Origin of the sequence: Microlunatus spumicola, from assembly GCF_039536445.1 — a bacterium.
GTDB classification, from domain to species: domain Bacteria; phylum Actinomycetota; class Actinomycetes; order Propionibacteriales; family Propionibacteriaceae; genus Microlunatus; species Microlunatus spumicola.
The window spans coordinates 973,704-989,920 of the sequence record NZ_BAAAYR010000004.1 but is presented as its reverse complement, the minus strand read 5'-3'; the positions used below and the strand labels follow the sequence as shown (position 1 = coordinate 989,920).

Sequence of the window (16,217 nt, the reverse complement as noted above, 5' to 3'; positions counted from 1 at the left end):
GAGGTGTCAAGGGTCGGGTGCGGGCGGAGGTGGCTAACGTGCGCCTGTGACTACGCCCTACTCAGCGGACGAGAACCGCTACGACGTCCAGCCCTACCGCCGGTGCGGGGTGAGCGGTCTGCACCTGCCGGCCGTCTCCCTCGGCTTCTGGCACAACTTCGGCGACGACAAGCCGATCGAGACCCAGCGCGCGATCATGCGCCGCGCGTTCGACCTCGGCGTGACGCACTTCGACCTGGCGAACAACTACGGCCCGCCGTACGGCTCGGCCGAGACCAACGCCGGCCGGATCCTCACCGAGGACTTCAAGCCCTACCGCGACGAGCTCGTCATCTCGTCCAAGGCCGGCTGGGACATGTGGCCCGGCCCGTACGGGAACCTCGGCTCCCGCAAGTACCTGACGGCGAGCCTCGACCAGTCGCTGCGCCGGCTGAACGTCGACTACGTCGACGTCTTCTACCACCACCGTCCGGACCCCGACACGCCCCTCGAGGAGACGATGGGCGCGCTCGACGCGGCCGTCCGCGCGGGCAAGGCGCTCTACGTCGGGGTGTCGTCCTACTCCCCGGAGCACACGCTCGCCGCCGTCGAGATCCTGAACGACCTCGGCACGCCGATGCTGATCCACCAGCCCTCGTACTCGATGTTCAACCGGTGGATCGAGGGCGGGCTGCTCGACGTCCTCGACGAGGCCGGCGTCGGCTGCATCGCCTTCACCGCGCTCGCCCAGGGCCTGCTGACCAACCGCTACCTGAACGGCATCCCCGCCGACTCGCGTGCGGCGCAGGGCAAGTCCCTGGAGCAGGAGACCATCACGCCCGAGGTCATCGAGCGCGTCCGCAAGCTCAACGACCTCGCCCAGGGCCGCGGCCAGACCCTCGCGCAGATGGCGCTGGCCTGGGTCCTGCGCGACGCCCGCGTCACGAGCACCCTGATCGGCGCGAGCAGCGTCGCCCAGCTCGAGGACAACGTCGCCGCGACGAAGAACCTGGGGTTCAGCGACGACGAGCTCGCCCAGATCGACGACCTCGCCGTCGAGTCCGGCGTCGACCTCTGGGCCGACGCCCGGGACGCCACCGGCGCCTGAGCTCGCGTACGCCCCCTGAGCTCACGTACGCCCCCTGAGCCTGTCGAAGGGCCCGGAACGGGTCGGCCTCACGTGCGACGAACGCGCTTGGTGCCGACCTCTCCGAGGCCCTTCGACAGGCTCGGGGGGCGTTGGGGTGGAGCCCTTCTGCGGGGCCTCGGTGCGTCCTCGGGATGATGTCCCGGTGAAACCCGTCGTCGTCCTCGTCCCGCAGCCGCAGCCCGTCGAGCGGATCTTCCGGCCGGAGGCGCTCGCGGCGCTCCGGGAGGAGTTCGAGGTCGTCGAGCCGGAGGGCGACGCGGGCCTCGACGAGGCGCTGGGCGGGGCGTGGGCGGTCGTCGGCCAGCCGGACCTGCCGAGCGAGCGGCTCGCGCTGGCGCCGCACCTGCGTGCCGTGCTCAACGTCGAGGGGAACTTCTACCCCAACGTCGACTACCCGACCTGCTTCACCCGGAGCATCCGCGTGCTCGGCTGCGGGCCCGCGTACGCGCAGGCCGTCGCGGAGCACGCGCTCGGGCTCGCGCTCGACCTGGCCCGCGGGATCAGCCGTGAGGACCGGGCGTTCCGGGAGGGGCGCGAGCGTTACCTGGGCGAGGGCAACGCCGACGCGGTGCTGCTGCGCCACGCGGACGTCGGCCTCGTCGGCTACGGGAACCTCGGCCGGGCCCTGCGCCCGCTGCTGGCCCCCTTCGCGCCGACGCTGCGGGCGTACGACCCCTGGCTCCCCGACGCGGTGCTGCGCGAGGCGGACGTCCTGCCCGCGAGCCTCGACGAGGTGCTGAGCCGCAGCACGTTCGTCTTCGTGCTCGCCACCGTGACCGCCGACAGCCAGCACCTGCTCGGCCCGCGCGAGCTCGACCTGCTGCCCGAGGGCGCCCGGCTCGTGCTGGTCAGCCGGGCCGCGGTCACCGACTACGACGCTCTGGCCGAGCGGGTCGGGGCCGGGCGCTTCCTGGCCGCGAGCGACGTGTGGCCCACCGAACCCGTGCCGGCCGACTCACCGTTCCGGTCGCTGGAGGGCGTCGTCCTGTCTGCCCACCGCGCGGGCGGCATCCCGGCGGCGTTCCGCGAGATCGGCGACATGGTGCTCGACGACCTGCGGCTGCTGGCGCGCGGCCTGGCTCCGGTGCGGATGCAGCAGGCCGCGCCCGAGCTGGTCGGCCGCTACCGGAACCGTCCCGCCGGCTGAGCGCCCGACCGCGGCCGGAGCCGGGTGATCAGCTCGTCCAGCACCCGGTCGGTCGCGTGGCCGTCGTCGAGCTCGCACCACCGGCGGCGGAAGGCGGCGTAGCGCTCCGCGTCGTCGGCCGTGGTGGACGGCAGGGCGAGCAGCCGCTGCGCGAGCGCCTCCGGGTCCGGGACCAGGGCACCCGGGCCCTCGGTGTCGAGGTCGAAGGTGAAGCCCCGCAGCCGGTCGCGGTAGTGCGAGAGGTCGTAGGGGTAGAGCAGCAGCGGCTTGCCCGTGACGGCGAAGTCGAACATCGCCGACGAGTAGTCGGTGACCATCGCGTCGGCGGCCAGGTAGAGGTCGGCGATGTCCGGGTTGTCGGAGACGTCGACCAGCCCCGCCACGCCCGTCCGCACCGGGCGGCGGTAGAGGTAGTAGTGCTGGCGGAGCAGGACCGTGCAACCGGGGCCCAGCCGGCTGACCAGCAGCTCCAGGTCCAGCCCGTCCGGGGCGTCGGGGTCGTCGACCGTGTCGTCCCGGTAGGTGGGCGCGTAGAGGACGGCCGTGACGTCCGGCGCGATCCCCAGCTCGTCGCGCAGCGCGTCGCGGCGCTCCTGCGCGTCCACCGCCGCGAGGACGTCGTTGCGCGGGTAGCCGGTCTCGAGGACCGGTCCGCCGTAGCCGAACGCGTCGCGCAGCAGCCGCGTGGCCGCCGGGCTCTGGCTCACCAGGGCGTCCCAGCGCGCGATGTCCTCGTCGAGCTCGCGCATCATCTCCTCGGCCGGGATGCTCGCCGCGGCGCGGTGGATCTGCTTGAGCGGCGTCCCGTGCCAGGTCTGCAGGTAGAAGGCGCCGTCGGGCTTGCTCCAGCGGTCGAGCTGGATGTGGGTGTTGCTGATCAGGACGTCGGCCGACTCGAGGGCCGCGACGGCCGCCGGGGTGCCGATCGGCACGGTCGCGACGTCGGCCGGGAAGCCGCCGACGAAGCGTTCGTCCTTCAGCCAGAGGTGCTCCGCCTCGACCCCGCGGGCGAGCAGCCCGCGGTGCAGGGCGCGGGGGCTGTCGGCGTAGCGCCCGTTGAACGCGTTGTAGAGGATCCGCACCGATGAAGTGTGCAGGACCGCCCAAGATCAGCGCGGGTCGTCGGTCTCCAGCGGCCGCACGCTGCCCGCGATGGCCACCGCCATGGCCAGCAGCACGGCCACGGCGGTCAGGGCCCGGAGCACCCCGACGTGCTCGCCGAGGAAGCCGATCAGCGGCGGTCCGCCCAGGAACGCGAGGTAGCCGACCGAGGCGATGACGCTGACCCGGGAGGCGGCGTGCGCCGGGTCGTCCGCACCGGCGCTCATCCCGACGGGGAAGCCGAGCGAGAGCCCCGCGCCCCACAGCACCGCCCCCGCGAAGGCGAGCGCGGGGTGGCCCCCGAAGACGAAGAGCAGGAGCCCGGCGACGCTCGCGGCGGCCATGACCCGGCACACGACGACGCGGCCGTAGCGGTCGAGCAGCTCGGGTCCGAACCAGCGCCCCGCCGTCATCGCCGCGAGGAACGTGGCGAAGCCGAGGATGCCGACGACGCGCGACGTGCCGTAGCCGTCGATCAGGGCCACGCTCGTCCAGTCGTTGCCGGTGCCCTCGGCGAAGGCGAAGGCGAGCACGAACAGCCCAACGAGCAGGGTCCGCGGCTCCCGCCAGGCGGCCAGGGCGCTGCGGCGCTCCGGCGCCGGGCCGTCCTCGGGTGCCCGCTCCTCCGCGTCGGGGACGAAGCCGCGCACCGCGAACGGGACGACCGCGGCGACCACCACGCCGACGACGACGAGGTGGACCGTGACGCCGACGCCCAGCCCGACCAGGGCGGCCCCGCTGAGCGCGCCGCCGACCGTGCCGACGCTGAAGCCCGCGTGGAAGCGCGGCATGATCGCCCGGCCGACGCGTCGTTCGACGACCGCGCCCTGGACGTTCATCGCGACGTCCCAGGCCCCCTGGCCGAAGCCGAAGAGGAACAGGCCGACGACGACCGGGACGACCCCGCCGAGGTAGCCCAGCCCGACGACCACGAGCGCGACGGCGTCGACCAGCGCCATCAGCTGCACGGTGCGCAGCGAGCCGATCCGGGCGACCACGGGACCCGCGAGGGGCAGCGAGATGACCGAGCCCGCGGCGATCGCCAGCAGCACCAGACCCAGCTCGGCCGACGAGAGCGACAGCCGGTCGCGCACCTGGGGGATCTCCGACGCCCAGCTCGCGAAGGCGAACCCGGTGGCGATGAAGGCCGCGTACGTGGCCCGCACCCCGCCCTGCGTCCGGAGGAGGGTGGCGGAGGGGGAGTGCTGCACGCGAGAACTTTGCCACCTGCGCAGGGGTGGGCGGCCCGACGAGCTGCGCTGTTGAACCCGCCGGGCCTGGGTCCTGGTCGAGGTACCTCGACGAACACCCGAGCAAGGTGTACCCGTCCGGCGGACCCTTGACGCACGCTCCCGCCGTGGGACCGGTCCCGGACACGGGCTGCCGCCCTCGACGGTCTCGTTACAGTCGTGGGGCAGGCGGAACGGGGACGAGGGGGAGCGGACGATGCCGGAGGGTGCGGAGCTGGACGAGCGGCTCGCCCGGCTCGCCGGGAGCCTCGAGGCGGAGCCGGACCCGGGCGCGGTGCTGGACGAGATCGTGGCCGCCGCCGTGGACCTCGTGCCCGGCGCCGAGGAGGCCTCGATCAGCCTCGTGGTGGCCCGGCGCCTGGTCACCTCGCCGCACCGGACGGGCGAGCTGCCGGGCCGCGTCGACGCGATCCAGACGCAGACCGGCGAGGGCCCGGTGCTCGACGCCGCCTACGACGAGCAGACCGTCCGCGTCCCCGACGTGCGCGACGAGCGGCGCTGGCCGGAGTTCGCGCGACGCGCGTACGACGCCGGTGCCGGCAGCATGCTCTCCTTCCAGCTCTACGTGCAGGGCGACTCCGTGGCGGCGCTGAACCTCTACAACCGGCGGGCCGGCGGCTTCGGCGAGGAGTCGGAGGAGGTCGGCCTCGCCTTCGCCCGCCACGCGGCGCAGGCCCTGGTCGGGGCGCACGAGCGCGGCGACCTCCCGCTCGCCGTCGCCAGCCGGGACCTGATCGGGCAGGCCGAGGGCGTGCTCATGGAACGCTTCCGGATCGACGGCGACGGCGCGTTCCGCGTGCTGGCGCAGGCCAGCCGGTCCACGGACCGCCGGCTCCGGGACGTGGCGCAGGAGCTCGTCTCCACCGGGCGGCTCGCGGTCCCACCGGAGGCGTGAGCCGCGGCGGGAGCTGGTCGCCCGATAATTGTTGGTGCCCGACCGATTTCGCGGGACGTGTCATAGTGGGGTCGTTGGGGTCAAGCAGCGGCCCGAGGCGACGACGCCGGTCCGCCCGGCCCTCGTGGGGAGCTGCTGCCGATGGTCCCACCGCTCGCACCGACCCGGGCGACGGCGCGGTTCGCCCGCCTGCTGCACGAGTCCTCCACCGAGACCGGTCGGCTGCGCCGGGGCGTCGAGCTCGCCGTCCGGATGGTCCCCGGGTGCGACCACGCCAGCGTCACGGTCCTCACGCCCCACTACGTCGAGACGGTGGCCGCGTCGGACGAGGTCGTGCGCCGCGGTGACGCCTGGCAGTACGACCTGAGCGAGGGTCCCTGCCTGGACAGCGTCCGGACCCGGGCCACCGTGGTCAGCCAGGACCTGCGGGTCGACCCTCGCTGGCGGTCCTGGGGCCCGCGTGCGGCCGACGGGCTGGGGGTCCGGGCCATGATGTCCGTGCTCTTCGACAGCACCCGGGACGCCGTCGGCTCCCTGAACCTCTACGCCGACCGGGTCGAGGCCTGGGACGACGAGCGGCAGGAGCTCGCCCGCGCGCTCGGCGACCAGCTCGCCGTCGCGGTGGCGGACGCGCGCGTCCTCGACGCCCGGACGCGGGCCGTGCACGCGCAGGCGGGGCTCGGGCGGGCCCAGGGCATCGTCATGGAGCGCTTCGCGATGAGCGCGGACCAGGCGCTGGACCACCTGCGACGGCTGTCGGAGGCCACCGGGATGACGCTCGTCCGGCTGGCCGAGCACGTCGGCGAGACCCGCGAGCTCCCGGTGCTGCCGGGCGGCGGACGAGCGTCGTCCGACGACGCCGAGAGCTGGTCCCGCTCAGGCGGCTGACGGGAAGTTCTTACCTTCCCGCAGGCGTCGCCCACCCCTAGGGGGGTGTCCTTCGTCCGCCGGCTCGTGCTTGACTCAAAGTCGTGGCCAACAGCGCGCCACGTTCGTTTCTCTCGACGAACGGAAGTGCGCGCCATGCCTCTTTCCCCCTCTCTGCTCCCACTCTCCGACGGCGGGGGCAACGTCCCCCGCGGCAGCGACCCGGCCCAGCGCCAGGAGCTCGCGGAGCTCACGCTGGCCCGGCTCCGCGCCGCGCGTGACGCCGACGACGCCACCCGGCAGCTGCTCTTCGACGAGGTCGTCGTCTCCCACCTCTGGCTGGCCGACTCCGTCGCCCGCCGCTTCCGGGACCGCGGCGAGGACCTCGACGACCTCCGCCAGATCGCCCGCTCCGGGCTGGTCGAGGCGTGCGCGCGGTTCGACCCCGACCAGGGCTCGTTCGCCGCGTTCGCCTTCCCGACCGTGACCGGCCTGGTCAAGCGGCACTTCCGCGACCACGGCTGGTCCGTCCGGCCCTCGCGGCCGACCCAGGAGCTGTCCGCCGAGATGTGGCGGCGCTGGCCCGAGGTGGCCCAGGCGGTCGGCGGCGAGCCCACCGAGCGCCAGCTCGCGGAGGTGCTCTGCGTGCCGCTCGACGACGTCCGGCGGGCCCGGCGCGCCACGCAGGCCTACACCTGCAGCTCGCTCGACGCGCTGACCCAGGACCACGAGAGCGACGACCCCGACTCGGAGCGCTGCGACGCGCACGTGCTGGTGTCGTCGGTCTGGAAGGACCTCACCGAGGCCGAGCAGCAGCTGCTGCGAATGCGGTTCTTCGAGGAGCGGTCCCAGGGCGACATCGCCGGCGTCCTCGGCACGAACCAGATGCAGGTCTCCCGGATGCTCGCCCGGCTGCTCAAGAAGCTGCGCGGGCTGATCGGGTCGCTGGACGAGCCCGGGCACCCCGCGCACGCCGCCTGAGCGCTCCGACCCGGGGCCGGACCCGGTCGACCTCGGTCGGCCGGGTTTGACCCGCGCCCGGGCGGGAACTCACCGAGCATGGACGAGCGGGCCCGCAGGGCGATCGTGACGGCGTCGGACTCCGGGATCGGCAGGGCGACCGCGGTCGCGCTCGCCGCGCAGGGGCTCGACGTCGGCATCACCTGGCACACCGACGAGGCCGGGGCGGAGGCGACGGCCGAGGAGGTCCGCGGCCTCGGCCGGCAGGCGTACGTGGAGCGGCTCGACACCTCCGACGTCCCCGGCTGCGCGGAGGTCGTGGACACCCTCGCCGACCGGCTCGGCGGGCTGGACGTCTTCGTCAACAACGCGGGGACCGGCGACGGCACCCTGCTGGTCGACATGGCCTGGGACGACTGGCGCCACGTCGTCGCGGTCGACCTGGACGGCGCCTTCGTGTGCCTCCAGCGCGCGGCGCGCCGGATGCTCGCCGGCGGCCGCGGTGGGCGGCTGATCGCCGTGACCAGCGTCCACGAGCACCAGCCGCGCGTGGGCTCGGGTGCGTACGACGCGGCGAAGCACGGTCTCGGCGGCCTGATGAAGACCTTCGCGCTCGAGCTCGGCCGGTTCGGCATCACCGCGAACTGCGTCGCGCCGGGGGAGATCGCCACGCCGATGACCGGCCAGGAGGACGAGGACCCGCACGGCACCGCCCGTCCCGGCGTCCCCCTGAACCGTCCGGGCCACGCCCGTGAGATCGCCGCCGTGGTGGCGTTCCTGGCCTCGCCCGCCTCGTCCTACGTCACCGGGGCCTCCTGGCCGGTCGACGGCGGGATGCTGCAGATGGGCCCGATGGCCGGCTCGCACCTGACCACGGACGACTGGCGCACGCCCTGAGGCCGTACGCTGCCCCGTCGTGAGGATCCTGCTGTCCGACGTCCACGGCGGCTACACCGACGCCCTGATCGCCGGGACGCACGACTACGCGTTCCTGCCCGCGGTCGACGGCCGCGGCGGGCTGTCGCGTCTCGGTGCGGCCGCCCCGGCCGGCGCGCGCGAGGTGGACCCGGCGGAGCTCCGTGACGACCCGCCGGACGTCGTCCTGCTGCAGCGCCCGGACGAGGCCGCGACCGTGGCCGAGCGCACCGGGCTGCGGGCCGGGACCGACGTGCCGGCCGTGTTCCTCGAGCACAACACGCCCAAGGAGTCGGTGCCGAGCACGCGGCACCCGCTGGCCGACGGGGACGTGCCCGTCGTCCACGTCACCCACCTGAACGCGCTGCTGTGGGACTGCGGGCGGACGCCGACGCGGGTGGTGGAGCACGGGCTGGCCGACCCCGGCCTGCGCTACGACGGTTCGGTGGACCACCTCGCGTTCGTGGTCAACGAGCCCGTACGGCGCTGGCGGGTGACCGGCACCGACCTGCTGCCGGGGTTCGCCCCGCTGGGGATCGACGCCTTCGGGATCGACGGCGACCTGCTGCCCGCGGCGCTCGACGGGCAGCCGGGCGTGGCCTTCGCCGGGAACCTCAAGCCGCCGCAGCTGCGTGACGCCCTCGTGCAGCGGCGGGCGTACCTGCACCTGAACCGCTGGACCTCGCTGGGGCTGTCGCTGATCGAGGCGATGCTGCTGGGGATGCCCGTCGTCGTCCTGGACACCACGGCGGCCGCGCGCACCGTCCCGCCGGAGGCCGGCGCGATCTCGCCCGACCCCGCCGACCTGGTCGTCGCCGCCCGACGCCTGCTCGCCGACCCGGACGCGGCCCGTGCCGCCGGCCTGGTCGCCCGGGAGGCCGCGCTGGCCCGGCACGGGCTCGACCGGTTCCTCGCGGACTGGGACGCCGTGTTCGCCGACGTCGCGGCTGGGTAGTCCACAGGGGTGCACCCCGCCAGCGTCGAGACCCGCCGGGACGTCGTGCCCGGGGTCCACCTGATCTCCCACGGCCACACCAACTGCTACGTCGTCGAGGGCGAGGGCGGGGTGACGCTGGTCGACGCGGCCTTCCCGGCGACCTGGGCCGCGGTGCGGCAGTGCCTGGCCGACCTCGGGCGCAGCGCGTGCGACGTGCGCGGGCTCGTGATCACCCACGGGCACTTCGACCACGTCGGCTTCGCCCGCAAGCTGCAGCGCTGCTACGGGGTGGAGGTCTGGGCTCCGGCGGCCGACGAGCACATCCTGGCCCACCCCTACCGCTACCGCCCGGCGCGCCCGCGGCTCGCCTACCCGGTCACCCACCCGCGCTCGTGGCCGGTGCTGGGCTCGATGGTCCGGGCGGGCGCGCTGCGCGTCCCGGGCCTGCAGCCCGACCACCTGGTCCGCGGGCGGACCGTGCTCGACCTGCCCGGACGTCCCGAGCTCGTGCCGGCACCGGGCCACACCGACGGCGAGTACGTCGTGCACCTGCCCGACCACGGGGCGGTGCTCACCGGCGACGCCCTCGTGACCCTCGACCCGTACACCGGCCGGCGGGGCCCGCGGGTCGTCGCGCGGGAGGCGACGAACGACCCGGGGGTGGCGATCGACTCGCTGGAGGCGATCGCCGTCCTGGACGTCCCGGCCGTCCTCACCGGACACGGCGAGCCGTGGCTGCAGGGCTCGCGCTCGGCGGTGGACGCCGCCCGGCTGGCCGGCGTCGCCTGACGCCGGCCCCCGGGGCGGTCCCTCAGACGGTCACGGCCAGGAGGTCTCGACCGAGCTGGCCACCACGAGCTCGCGGACCTCGCAGCCGGCCGGCTGCGACAGCGCGAAGACCACCGCCGCGGCGGTGTCCTCGGGCTTGTTCAGCACGGCGTCCGCACCCGGCTTGTACTGCGCGTCGCGCTCGTCGAAGAAGTGCGTGTGCATGCCGCCCGGGATGAGCAGCGTGACCCCGATCTGGCCGGCCGTCTCGGCGGCCAGCGAGCGGGTGAAGCCGACCACGCCGAACTTCGAGGCGCAGTAGGCGGTCGCGTCGCCGACGGCCTTGATGCCCAGCGTCGAGGCGACCGTGACGATCCGGCCGTGGCTGGCCTTGAGGTAGGGCAGCGCGGCGCGGGCGACGGCAGCGGTGCCGAAGAGGTTCACCATGACGATGCGCTCCCACGTGGGGCCGTCGATCCCGTCGAGCGGCGCGGGGAAGTCGATGCCGGCCGCGGTCAGGACGCCGTCCAGCCGGCCGCCGTTGGCCTCGACGATGTCGCGCACGGCCGCCTCGGCCGCACGCGGGTCGGACAGGTCGACCTGCGCGTACGCGACGTCCCCCGCGGGCGGGGTCAGGTCGAGCACCAGCGGGGTGCCGCCGGCGGCCAGGACGGCGGCGACGGTCGCGGCACCCAGGCCGGAGGACCCGCCCGTGACGAGCACGGTGCCCAGCGTCGTGCTGCCGTTCGACGGGCTGGCGGTGGCGGTGTCGGGGGGCGTCAGGGTCGACGTCATGAGATCTCCTCGGTTCGGTTCGTGCGTGGGTGGGCGGGGGAGGCCGAGGCGGTCGCGCGGGACCGGTCGACCAGGCGGGTGGTGGAGTAGCCGTCGACGACCGGGAGCAGCACGACCCGGCCGCCGGCCTCCTCGACCACCCGGGCCTCGGGGATGTCCTGCCCGGCGTAGTCGCTGCCCTTGACCCAGACGTCGGGCCGCAGCTCGGCCAGGATCTCGGTCGGCGTGGCCTCGTCGAAGACGACGACGCCGTCGACGCAGGCCAGCGCGGACAGCACGCGGGCCCGGTCCTCGGCGGTGACCAGCGGGCGGTCGGGACCCTTGGCCCGGCGGACCGACGCGTCGGAGTTGATGCAGACGACGAGCGCGTCGCCCAGGGAGCGGGCGGCGGTCAGCAGGCTGACGTGCCCGCGGTGCAGCAGGTCGAAGCACCCGCCCGTCGCGACGACGGTCCCGCCGGCCGCGCGGACCTGCGCGACGAGCGCGAAGGCGTCGGCGGGCTCGGGTCGGTCGGAGGAGGTGGCGTACGGGACCTCGGTCGAGACGGCGGTCGCCGCCCCCGCGCGGACGAAGGCGGTGGCGCTGGCCACCGCGCGGTGCACAGCGGCCGCCGGGGTGGCGCCCTCGAGCAGGGCCACGGACGCGGCGACGGCGAAGGCGTCGCCCGCGCCGCAGGTGTCGAGGCGGCCGGCGTGCGGGGCCCGCCCGGCGGCGTCGACGTCGCCCGGCTCGTCGAGCGGGACGTGGGTCTCGCCGGAGCCGGTGGCCGCGTCGCCCTCGACGAGGAGCGCGCCGCGTGCGCCGAGGGTGATCGCGACCGCGCCGGCCCGCCAGCGCTGCGCGAGGACCCGGCCCTGGTCGGCGGTCCCGTCGACGCTGCCCAGCGCCCGGGCCTCGCTGGCGTTCGGGGTGACGAGGGCGCAGCCGGGGACCGGCGCGGTGCCGCGGGGGTGCGGGTCCCAGACGACCGGAACCTCGCGGGCGCGGTCGGCGAGGCGTTCGCGGAGGTCCTCCAGCGCGGTGACCCCGCGGCCGTAGTCGGCGACGAGCACGGCGCCGGCGCGGTCGAGGGCGTCCAGCGCGGCCTGCGGGACGGGAGCGTCCAGCGCCCGGCCGCGACCGACGTCCAGGCGGGTGACGGGCACGCCGTTGGCGAGCACGCGCGTCTTGCGGCTCGTGCCGCCGACCAGGGGCAGGGCGACGACCTCGACCAGGCCGCCGAGCAGGCTGCGGAGGCGGTCGGCGGAGTCGTCGGCGCCGACGGCGGTCACCAGCACGACCTCGTGGCCGGAGCGGGCGGCGAGCAGCGCGGCGAGGCCTGCCCCGCCCGGGCGCTGCCACTCGCGGGCGACGTCGACCACCGGGACGGGCGCGTCCGGCGCGAGCCGGTCGGAGCTGCCCTCCAGGTCGACGTCGAGCAGCGAGTCCCCGACGACGACGAGCGGTCCGCGCACGGCGCTCACGCGACGGCTGCCGGCTGCACGCCGAGGGCGTGGTCCAGCGCGATGCACAGGGAGTGCACCAGGCTGAGGTGGATCTCCTGCACGGTCGCGGTCGTCGGTGCGTCGACGGCGATCGCGTCGTCGGCGAGCGAGGCGAGGGTGTTCGGCCCCGGGCCGGTGAGGGCCCAGACCGTCACCCCGGCCTCCAGCGCGGCCTTGGCCGCGGCGACGACGTTCGGGCTGGTGCCGCTGGTCGAGAAGGCGACGAGCACGTCCCCGGGCCGGCCCCACGCCGTGACCTGGCGGGCGTAGACCTCCCCGAAGCCGTAGTCGTTGGCGATCGCGGTGTGGGCCGCGGAGTCGGCGCAGAGCGCGACCGCCGGCAGCGGACGGCGGTCGTGGCGGAACCGCCCGACCAGCTCGCCGGTCAGGTGCTGCGCCTCGGCGGCGCTGCCGCCGTTGCCGCAGGCCAGGAGGTGCGCCCCGGCCTCGTAGCGGCGGGCCAGGTCGGCCCCCCAGGCGCTCACGGTGGCGGCGTACGCACCGGCGCGGCCGGCCGCCTCGGCCAGGGCGGCGAGGTGCTCGGCCACGAGGCCGACGCTGCCGGCGGCGTCGGGGCCGACGTCGAGGGTGCTGAGGGCGTGGTCAAGAGACATGGTCGACCTCTCGGGGACGGGCCGGCACCGGGTCGCGGTCGTCGGCGGGACGGGCCTGGAGCGTCGCCACGGCGGCGACGACGTCGGCGGCGGCGATGCCGTCCAGGCAGGGGTGGCCGGGCACGGGGCAGTGCCGGGCGCGGGTCAGGCGGCAGGGGGCGTCCTGGTCACCCAGGAGCACGACCGGGACACCGTACGGAGCCCAGCGCTCGGGAGGCACGACCGGGGCGAAGAGCGAGACGACCGGCGTGCCGACGGCCGCGGCGAGGTGCGCGGGGCCGGTGTTGGGGGCGACGACGACCTCCGCCCCCGCGAGGACGGCGGCGAGCCCGGCCAGGTCGACGGCGCCGGCCAGGTCGAGCGCCCGCCCGTCGGCGACGGCGGCGGTGAGCGGCGCCTCGCCCGGCGAGCCGGTCACGACGATGCGGTGCCCCGCGTCGACGAGCGCGGCCACGAAGGCCCGGCTCGTGCCGGCCGAGGGGCGCCGGGCGGGTGCGTCGGCGCCGGGGTGCAGGACGACGTACGGGCCCGCGCCCACGAGGTGGCGCACGTCCGGCAGCGGCTCCCGGACGGCGAGCCGGGCGGGGGCGGGCAGGTCGAAGCCCGCCGCCCGGGCGAGGGACAAGGCGCGCTCGCTCTCGGGTACGTCGACCGGCACCTCAGGGAGCCGGTGGCGCAGGTCGAGCAGCGAGCCGGGGTAGTCGTCGCTGATCGCCCCGATCCAGCCGACGCCGGCGAGGCGCAGCAGCAGGGCCAGGGGGAGGGGCGACTGGTGGAACGAGGTGACGATCAGGGCGGCGTCCACGCCGGCCCGGCGGACGTCGGCGAGCAGGGTGTCGACAGCTGCGGTGTCGAGCGGGCCGGGCTCGGCGACGATCCAGGGCGCGTCGTACTCGAGCACGTCGTCGACCCCGGGCAGCAGCCGCGCGACGGCGCCGCGGCCCCGGCCGACGAGCATCGTGACCTTCGCCGAGGACGCCGCGACCGCGCGCACGGCCGGGCCGGACAGCAGGATGTCGCCGACGCTGTCGAGCCGGGCGACGAGGACGTGCCCGCCCTGGGGGGCGGTCATGCGGTCACCGCTCCACCGAGAGCGATCTCGACGGCCTGGCCGAGGTCGCTCGCGACCGCGGCGTGCTCGCGCGCGAACGCGACCTCTTCCGCTCGCGTGACCGGGGTGGGGACGAGCACCGCCCGGGCGCCCGCGGCGAGGGCGGCGCCGACGTCCGCGCCGATGTCGCCGATGACGACGCAGGCCGACGGGTCGACCCCGAGGGCCGCGGCGGCGGCCAGGACCATGCCGGGCGCGGGCTTGCGGCAGGCGCAGCCGTCGCCGGACCCGTGCGGGCAGACCTGCCAGGTGTCGAAGGGGCCGAGCAGCTCGTCGACGCGGGCGTTCACGGCGGTGAGCTGCTCGGGGGTGATCAGCCCACGGGCGATGCCGGACTGGTTGCTGACGACGCCCACGGCGACACCGCGCCGGCGCAGGGAGTCGAGGACCTCGCGGGCCCCGTCGACCGGGGCGACCAGGTCGGGGTCCCGGTTGTAGGGCACGTCGTGCACGATCGTGCCGTCGCGGTCGAAGAGGACCGCGCGCACCCCGCCGAGCAGCTCGTCTCCGCCCGGCCTCACGCCGGACCCAGGGCCGGCAGCCGGCTGGCCCGGTGCTTGCGGGCGAGGCCGGCGACGAGCGCCTCCTCGTAGACCTCGGCCGTGGCCGTGGCCACCGCGTCCCACGAGTAGCGCGAGCGGGCCCGCCGGACCCCGGCCCGTCCGTACGCCTCGCGCCGCACCGGGTCCGCGAGCAGCCCGCGGAGGGCGTCGGCGAGCGCGGTCGGGTCCTGCGGCGGGACCAGCAGACCGGTCTCGCCGTCCGCGACGGAGTCGAGCATCCCGCCGACGGCCGCGGCCACGACCGGGACGCCGCAGGCCATCGCCTCGAGCGGGACGAGGCCGAACGGCTCGTACCAGGGGGTGCAGACGACGACGTCGGCCGTGCTGAGCAGGGCCGGCATGAGGAAGTGGCCCACCTGGCCGATGAAGTGCACGCGGTCGCGGACCCCGAGCTCCTCGGCGAGCGCCTCGAGCCGCAGCTGCTCGGCCTCGACCACGCCGCCCTCGGAACGTCCGCCGGCCACGACCAGCTCGACCCCGGGGAGGTCGACGAGCGCCTCGACGACGGTCGCGTAGCCCTTGCGGGGGACCAGCCGGCCGACGCTGACGATGCGGTAGGGCTCGCGCCGCGGCGGGTGGTCCAGCGGGGCCGCCGTGGTCGTGAAGTGGCGCACGTCCACGCCGCAGGGGACGACGTCGACGCGCGCGAGGTCCACGCCCATCGCCGCCAGCTCCTGGACCTCGTCGCGGCAGGTCGCGACGACGCCGGCGGCGCGGGTGGCGACGGCGAGCTCGACCTCGACGCGCTCGGGCGGGCTGGTGTCCGCGCTGCCCTGGTGGCGCCGCTTGACCGAGCCGAGGGCGTGGAACGTGACGAAGGTCGGGACGGACAGCCCGCGGGTCGCCCGGGTGGCGGCCCAGCCGGACATCCAGAAGTGGGCGTGCACGACGTCCGGCCTGCGTGCCTCGAGGTGGCGGCGCAACGCGTCGGCGAAGGTCGGCATCAGCGGCCAGAGGTCGTCCTTGGGGACGGTCCGCGCCGGCCCCGCGGTCAGGTGGACGACGTCGTAGCCGTCGTCGGTCCGCACGGTCTCGGGCAGGTCGGCGTCGTCACGGCGCGTGTAGACGACGACGTCGTGACCCAGCCGCGCCAGCCCGCTCGCGAGCTCGGCGACGTGCACGTTCTGCCCGCCCGCGTCGACCGCACCGATCGCTGCGAGGGGGCTCGCGTGCTCGGAAACCAGAGCGATCCGCACACCAACTCCTTCGCATAAGACCGTCCGACCTACCTGGTACCACGTGCGGCAGGACTCAAACAGGCGCCGACGTTACGAGGTCGTGACCGACCGGTTCCGGGGCTGCACGAGGAGGGTAGGTGAGCAGCCCTCGAGGCGTCATCTCAGCGGGTCGTGCCCCCAGTTCATCAGGCTCCAGCGCCACCGCGAGTCCGTCACGTCGCCCGCGGGACGCTGCGCGAGGTGGCGGTGCACGTAGCCGACCACCTTGTCCATGTGCTCCAGGTCGGCCTCGGTCAGGTCCGCGTCGTCCTTGCCCAGGAGGTGCACGATGCGGCGCCCCATCTCGTGGCCGGTCGACTCGCCCCCGTCGCCGCTCTTCTGCCCGACCTCGCGGGAGTGCCCCGTGCCGAGCCAGTCCTGCAGCTCGGCGGCGCTCATGTTCACGGCGTCCGCGAACGCCCTGCGGGTCTCGTCGTGCTCGTCGCTCATCGCAGGTTCCTACC

General features: G+C 75.4%; 17 protein-coding genes. 8 read left to right on the top strand and 9 right to left on the bottom strand.

Annotation, left to right across the window (positions count from 1 at the left end; all coding sequences use genetic code 11):
* The first annotated feature begins 46 nt into the window (after nucleotides 1–46).
* Both mgrA and ABD665_RS17555 read left to right on the top strand, forming a co-directional pair.
* Nucleotides 47–1,087: an L-glyceraldehyde 3-phosphate reductase gene (mgrA, locus tag ABD665_RS17560; RefSeq protein WP_204910218.1), complete on the top strand. Its 1,041-nt coding sequence runs from the start codon at nucleotides 47–49 to the stop codon at nucleotides 1,085–1,087.
* 184 nt (nucleotides 1,088–1,271) lie between these two features.
* Nucleotides 1,272–2,276 (top strand): NAD(P)-dependent oxidoreductase, encoded by a 1,005-nt coding sequence (locus ABD665_RS17555; RefSeq protein WP_344742568.1) that lies wholly within the window; start codon nucleotides 1,272–1,274, stop codon nucleotides 2,274–2,276.
* Here ABD665_RS17555 and ABD665_RS17550 read toward each other — a convergent pair.
* Both ABD665_RS17550 and ABD665_RS17545 read right to left on the bottom strand, forming a co-directional pair.
* A complete protein-coding gene (locus ABD665_RS17550) occupies nucleotides 2,252–3,358 on the bottom strand; it encodes a CDP-glycerol glycerophosphotransferase family protein (protein ID WP_204910216.1) in 1,107 nt (368 codons plus the stop codon). The two genes, ABD665_RS17555 and ABD665_RS17550, sit on opposite strands and share 25 nt — an antisense overlap.
* A 27-nt stretch (nucleotides 3,359–3,385) precedes the next feature.
* Nucleotides 3,386–4,588: an MFS transporter gene (locus tag ABD665_RS17545; RefSeq protein WP_344742567.1), complete on the bottom strand. Its 1,203-nt coding sequence runs from the start codon at nucleotides 4,586–4,588 to the stop codon at nucleotides 3,386–3,388.
* A 235-nt stretch (nucleotides 4,589–4,823) separates the two neighbouring features.
* Here ABD665_RS17545 and ABD665_RS17540 point away from each other — a divergent pair, with 235 nt between their 5' ends.
* From ABD665_RS17540 to ABD665_RS17515, 6 genes are all read left to right on the top strand, one after another.
* Nucleotides 4,824–5,522: an ANTAR domain-containing protein gene (locus ABD665_RS17540; RefSeq protein ID WP_204910215.1), complete on the top strand. Its 699-nt coding sequence runs from the start codon at nucleotides 4,824–4,826 to the stop codon at nucleotides 5,520–5,522.
* A gap of 141 nt (nucleotides 5,523–5,663) precedes the next feature.
* Nucleotides 5,664–6,410 carry a GAF domain-containing protein gene (locus tag ABD665_RS17535; RefSeq protein ID WP_204910214.1) on the top strand — a complete coding sequence of 249 codons (747 nt, stop codon included), beginning with the start codon at nucleotides 5,664–5,666 and terminating at the stop codon, nucleotides 6,408–6,410.
* Nucleotides 6,411–6,545: 135 nt separating this feature from the next.
* Nucleotides 6,546–7,370 carry a sigma-70 family RNA polymerase sigma factor gene (locus ABD665_RS17530; protein WP_204910213.1) on the top strand — a complete coding sequence of 275 codons (825 nt, stop codon included), beginning with the start codon at nucleotides 6,546–6,548 and terminating at the stop codon, nucleotides 7,368–7,370.
* A 78-nt stretch (nucleotides 7,371–7,448) separates the two neighbouring features.
* Nucleotides 7,449–8,246: an SDR family oxidoreductase gene (locus ABD665_RS17525; RefSeq protein ID WP_204910212.1), complete on the top strand. Its 798-nt coding sequence runs from the start codon at nucleotides 7,449–7,451 to the stop codon at nucleotides 8,244–8,246.
* A gap of 19 nt (nucleotides 8,247–8,265) precedes the next feature.
* The gene (locus ABD665_RS17520) at nucleotides 8,266–9,219 is read left to right on the top strand and encodes a glycosyltransferase (RefSeq protein WP_204910211.1); all 954 of its coding nucleotides are present in this window, start codon (nucleotides 8,266–8,268) and stop codon (nucleotides 9,217–9,219) included.
* Nucleotides 9,220–9,228: 9 nt separating this feature from the next.
* Entirely contained in the window at nucleotides 9,229–9,990 is a 762-nt protein-coding gene (locus ABD665_RS17515; protein WP_204910210.1) for an MBL fold metallo-hydrolase, read from the top strand.
* A 30-nt stretch (nucleotides 9,991–10,020) separates the two neighbouring features.
* On the opposite strand, the gene ABD665_RS17510 is transcribed toward ABD665_RS17515, so the two are convergent.
* The 7 genes from ABD665_RS17510 to ABD665_RS17480 form a co-directional block, all read right to left on the bottom strand.
* Entirely contained in the window at nucleotides 10,021–10,764 is a 744-nt protein-coding gene (locus tag ABD665_RS17510) for an SDR family NAD(P)-dependent oxidoreductase (RefSeq protein ID WP_204910209.1), read from the bottom strand.
* Nucleotides 10,761–12,227 (bottom strand): D-glycero-beta-D-manno-heptose 1-phosphate adenylyltransferase, encoded by a 1,467-nt coding sequence (gene rfaE2 / locus ABD665_RS17505; protein ID WP_204910208.1) that lies wholly within the window; start codon nucleotides 12,225–12,227, stop codon nucleotides 10,761–10,763. Before rfaE2 ends, ABD665_RS17510 begins: the two co-directional genes overlap by 4 nt.
* Entirely contained in the window at nucleotides 12,224–12,862 is a 639-nt protein-coding gene (locus ABD665_RS17500) for a D-sedoheptulose-7-phosphate isomerase (protein ID WP_344742566.1), read from the bottom strand. Before ABD665_RS17500 ends, rfaE2 begins: the two co-directional genes overlap by 4 nt.
* Complete coding sequence (locus ABD665_RS17495; protein WP_204910207.1) at nucleotides 12,852–13,934, bottom strand: glycosyltransferase family 9 protein; 1,083 nt, start codon at nucleotides 13,932–13,934, stop codon at nucleotides 12,852–12,854. The genes ABD665_RS17500 and ABD665_RS17495 overlap by 11 nt, the downstream gene beginning before the upstream one ends.
* On the bottom strand, nucleotides 13,931–14,494 hold the full coding sequence (locus ABD665_RS17490) for a D-glycero-alpha-D-manno-heptose-1,7-bisphosphate 7-phosphatase (protein WP_344742565.1): 564 nt from the start codon (nucleotides 14,492–14,494) through the stop codon (nucleotides 13,931–13,933). Before ABD665_RS17490 ends, ABD665_RS17495 begins: the two co-directional genes overlap by 4 nt.
* The gene (locus tag ABD665_RS17485) at nucleotides 14,491–15,732 is read right to left on the bottom strand and encodes a glycosyltransferase (RefSeq protein ID WP_204910205.1); all 1,242 of its coding nucleotides are present in this window, start codon (nucleotides 15,730–15,732) and stop codon (nucleotides 14,491–14,493) included. Before ABD665_RS17485 ends, ABD665_RS17490 begins: the two co-directional genes overlap by 4 nt.
* A 138-nt stretch (nucleotides 15,733–15,870) precedes the next feature.
* Nucleotides 15,871–16,203 (bottom strand): DUF3140 domain-containing protein, encoded by a 333-nt coding sequence (locus tag ABD665_RS17480; protein WP_204910204.1) that lies wholly within the window; start codon nucleotides 16,201–16,203, stop codon nucleotides 15,871–15,873.
* Between the last annotated feature and the right edge of the window lie 14 nt (nucleotides 16,204–16,217).

Excerpts from the sequence above, each read along its gene's own strand:
- ABD665_RS17540 (WP_204910215.1), top strand. The coding sequence starts at position 4,824 with ATGCCGGAGGGTGCGGAGCTGGACGAGCGGCTCGCCCGGCTCGCCGGG.
- ABD665_RS17535 (WP_204910214.1), top strand. The coding sequence starts at position 5,664 with ATGGTCCCACCGCTCGCACCGACCCGGGCGACGGCGCGGTTCGCCCGC.
- ABD665_RS17530 (WP_204910213.1), top strand. The coding sequence starts at position 6,546 with ATGCCTCTTTCCCCCTCTCTGCTCCCACTCTCCGACGGCGGGGGCAAC.
- ABD665_RS17525 (WP_204910212.1), top strand. The coding sequence starts at position 7,449 with ATGGACGAGCGGGCCCGCAGGGCGATCGTGACGGCGTCGGACTCCGGG.
- ABD665_RS17510 (WP_204910209.1), bottom strand. The coding sequence starts at position 10,764 with ATGACGTCGACCCTGACGCCCCCCGACACCGCCACCGCCAGCCCGTCG.
- ABD665_RS17500 (WP_344742566.1), bottom strand. The coding sequence starts at position 12,862 with ATGTCTCTTGACCACGCCCTCAGCACCCTCGACGTCGGCCCCGACGCC.
- ABD665_RS17495 (WP_204910207.1), bottom strand. The coding sequence starts at position 13,934 with ATGACCGCCCCCCAGGGCGGGCACGTCCTCGTCGCCCGGCTCGACAGC.
- ABD665_RS17480 (WP_204910204.1), bottom strand. The coding sequence starts at position 16,203 with ATGAGCGACGAGCACGACGAGACCCGCAGGGCGTTCGCGGACGCCGTG.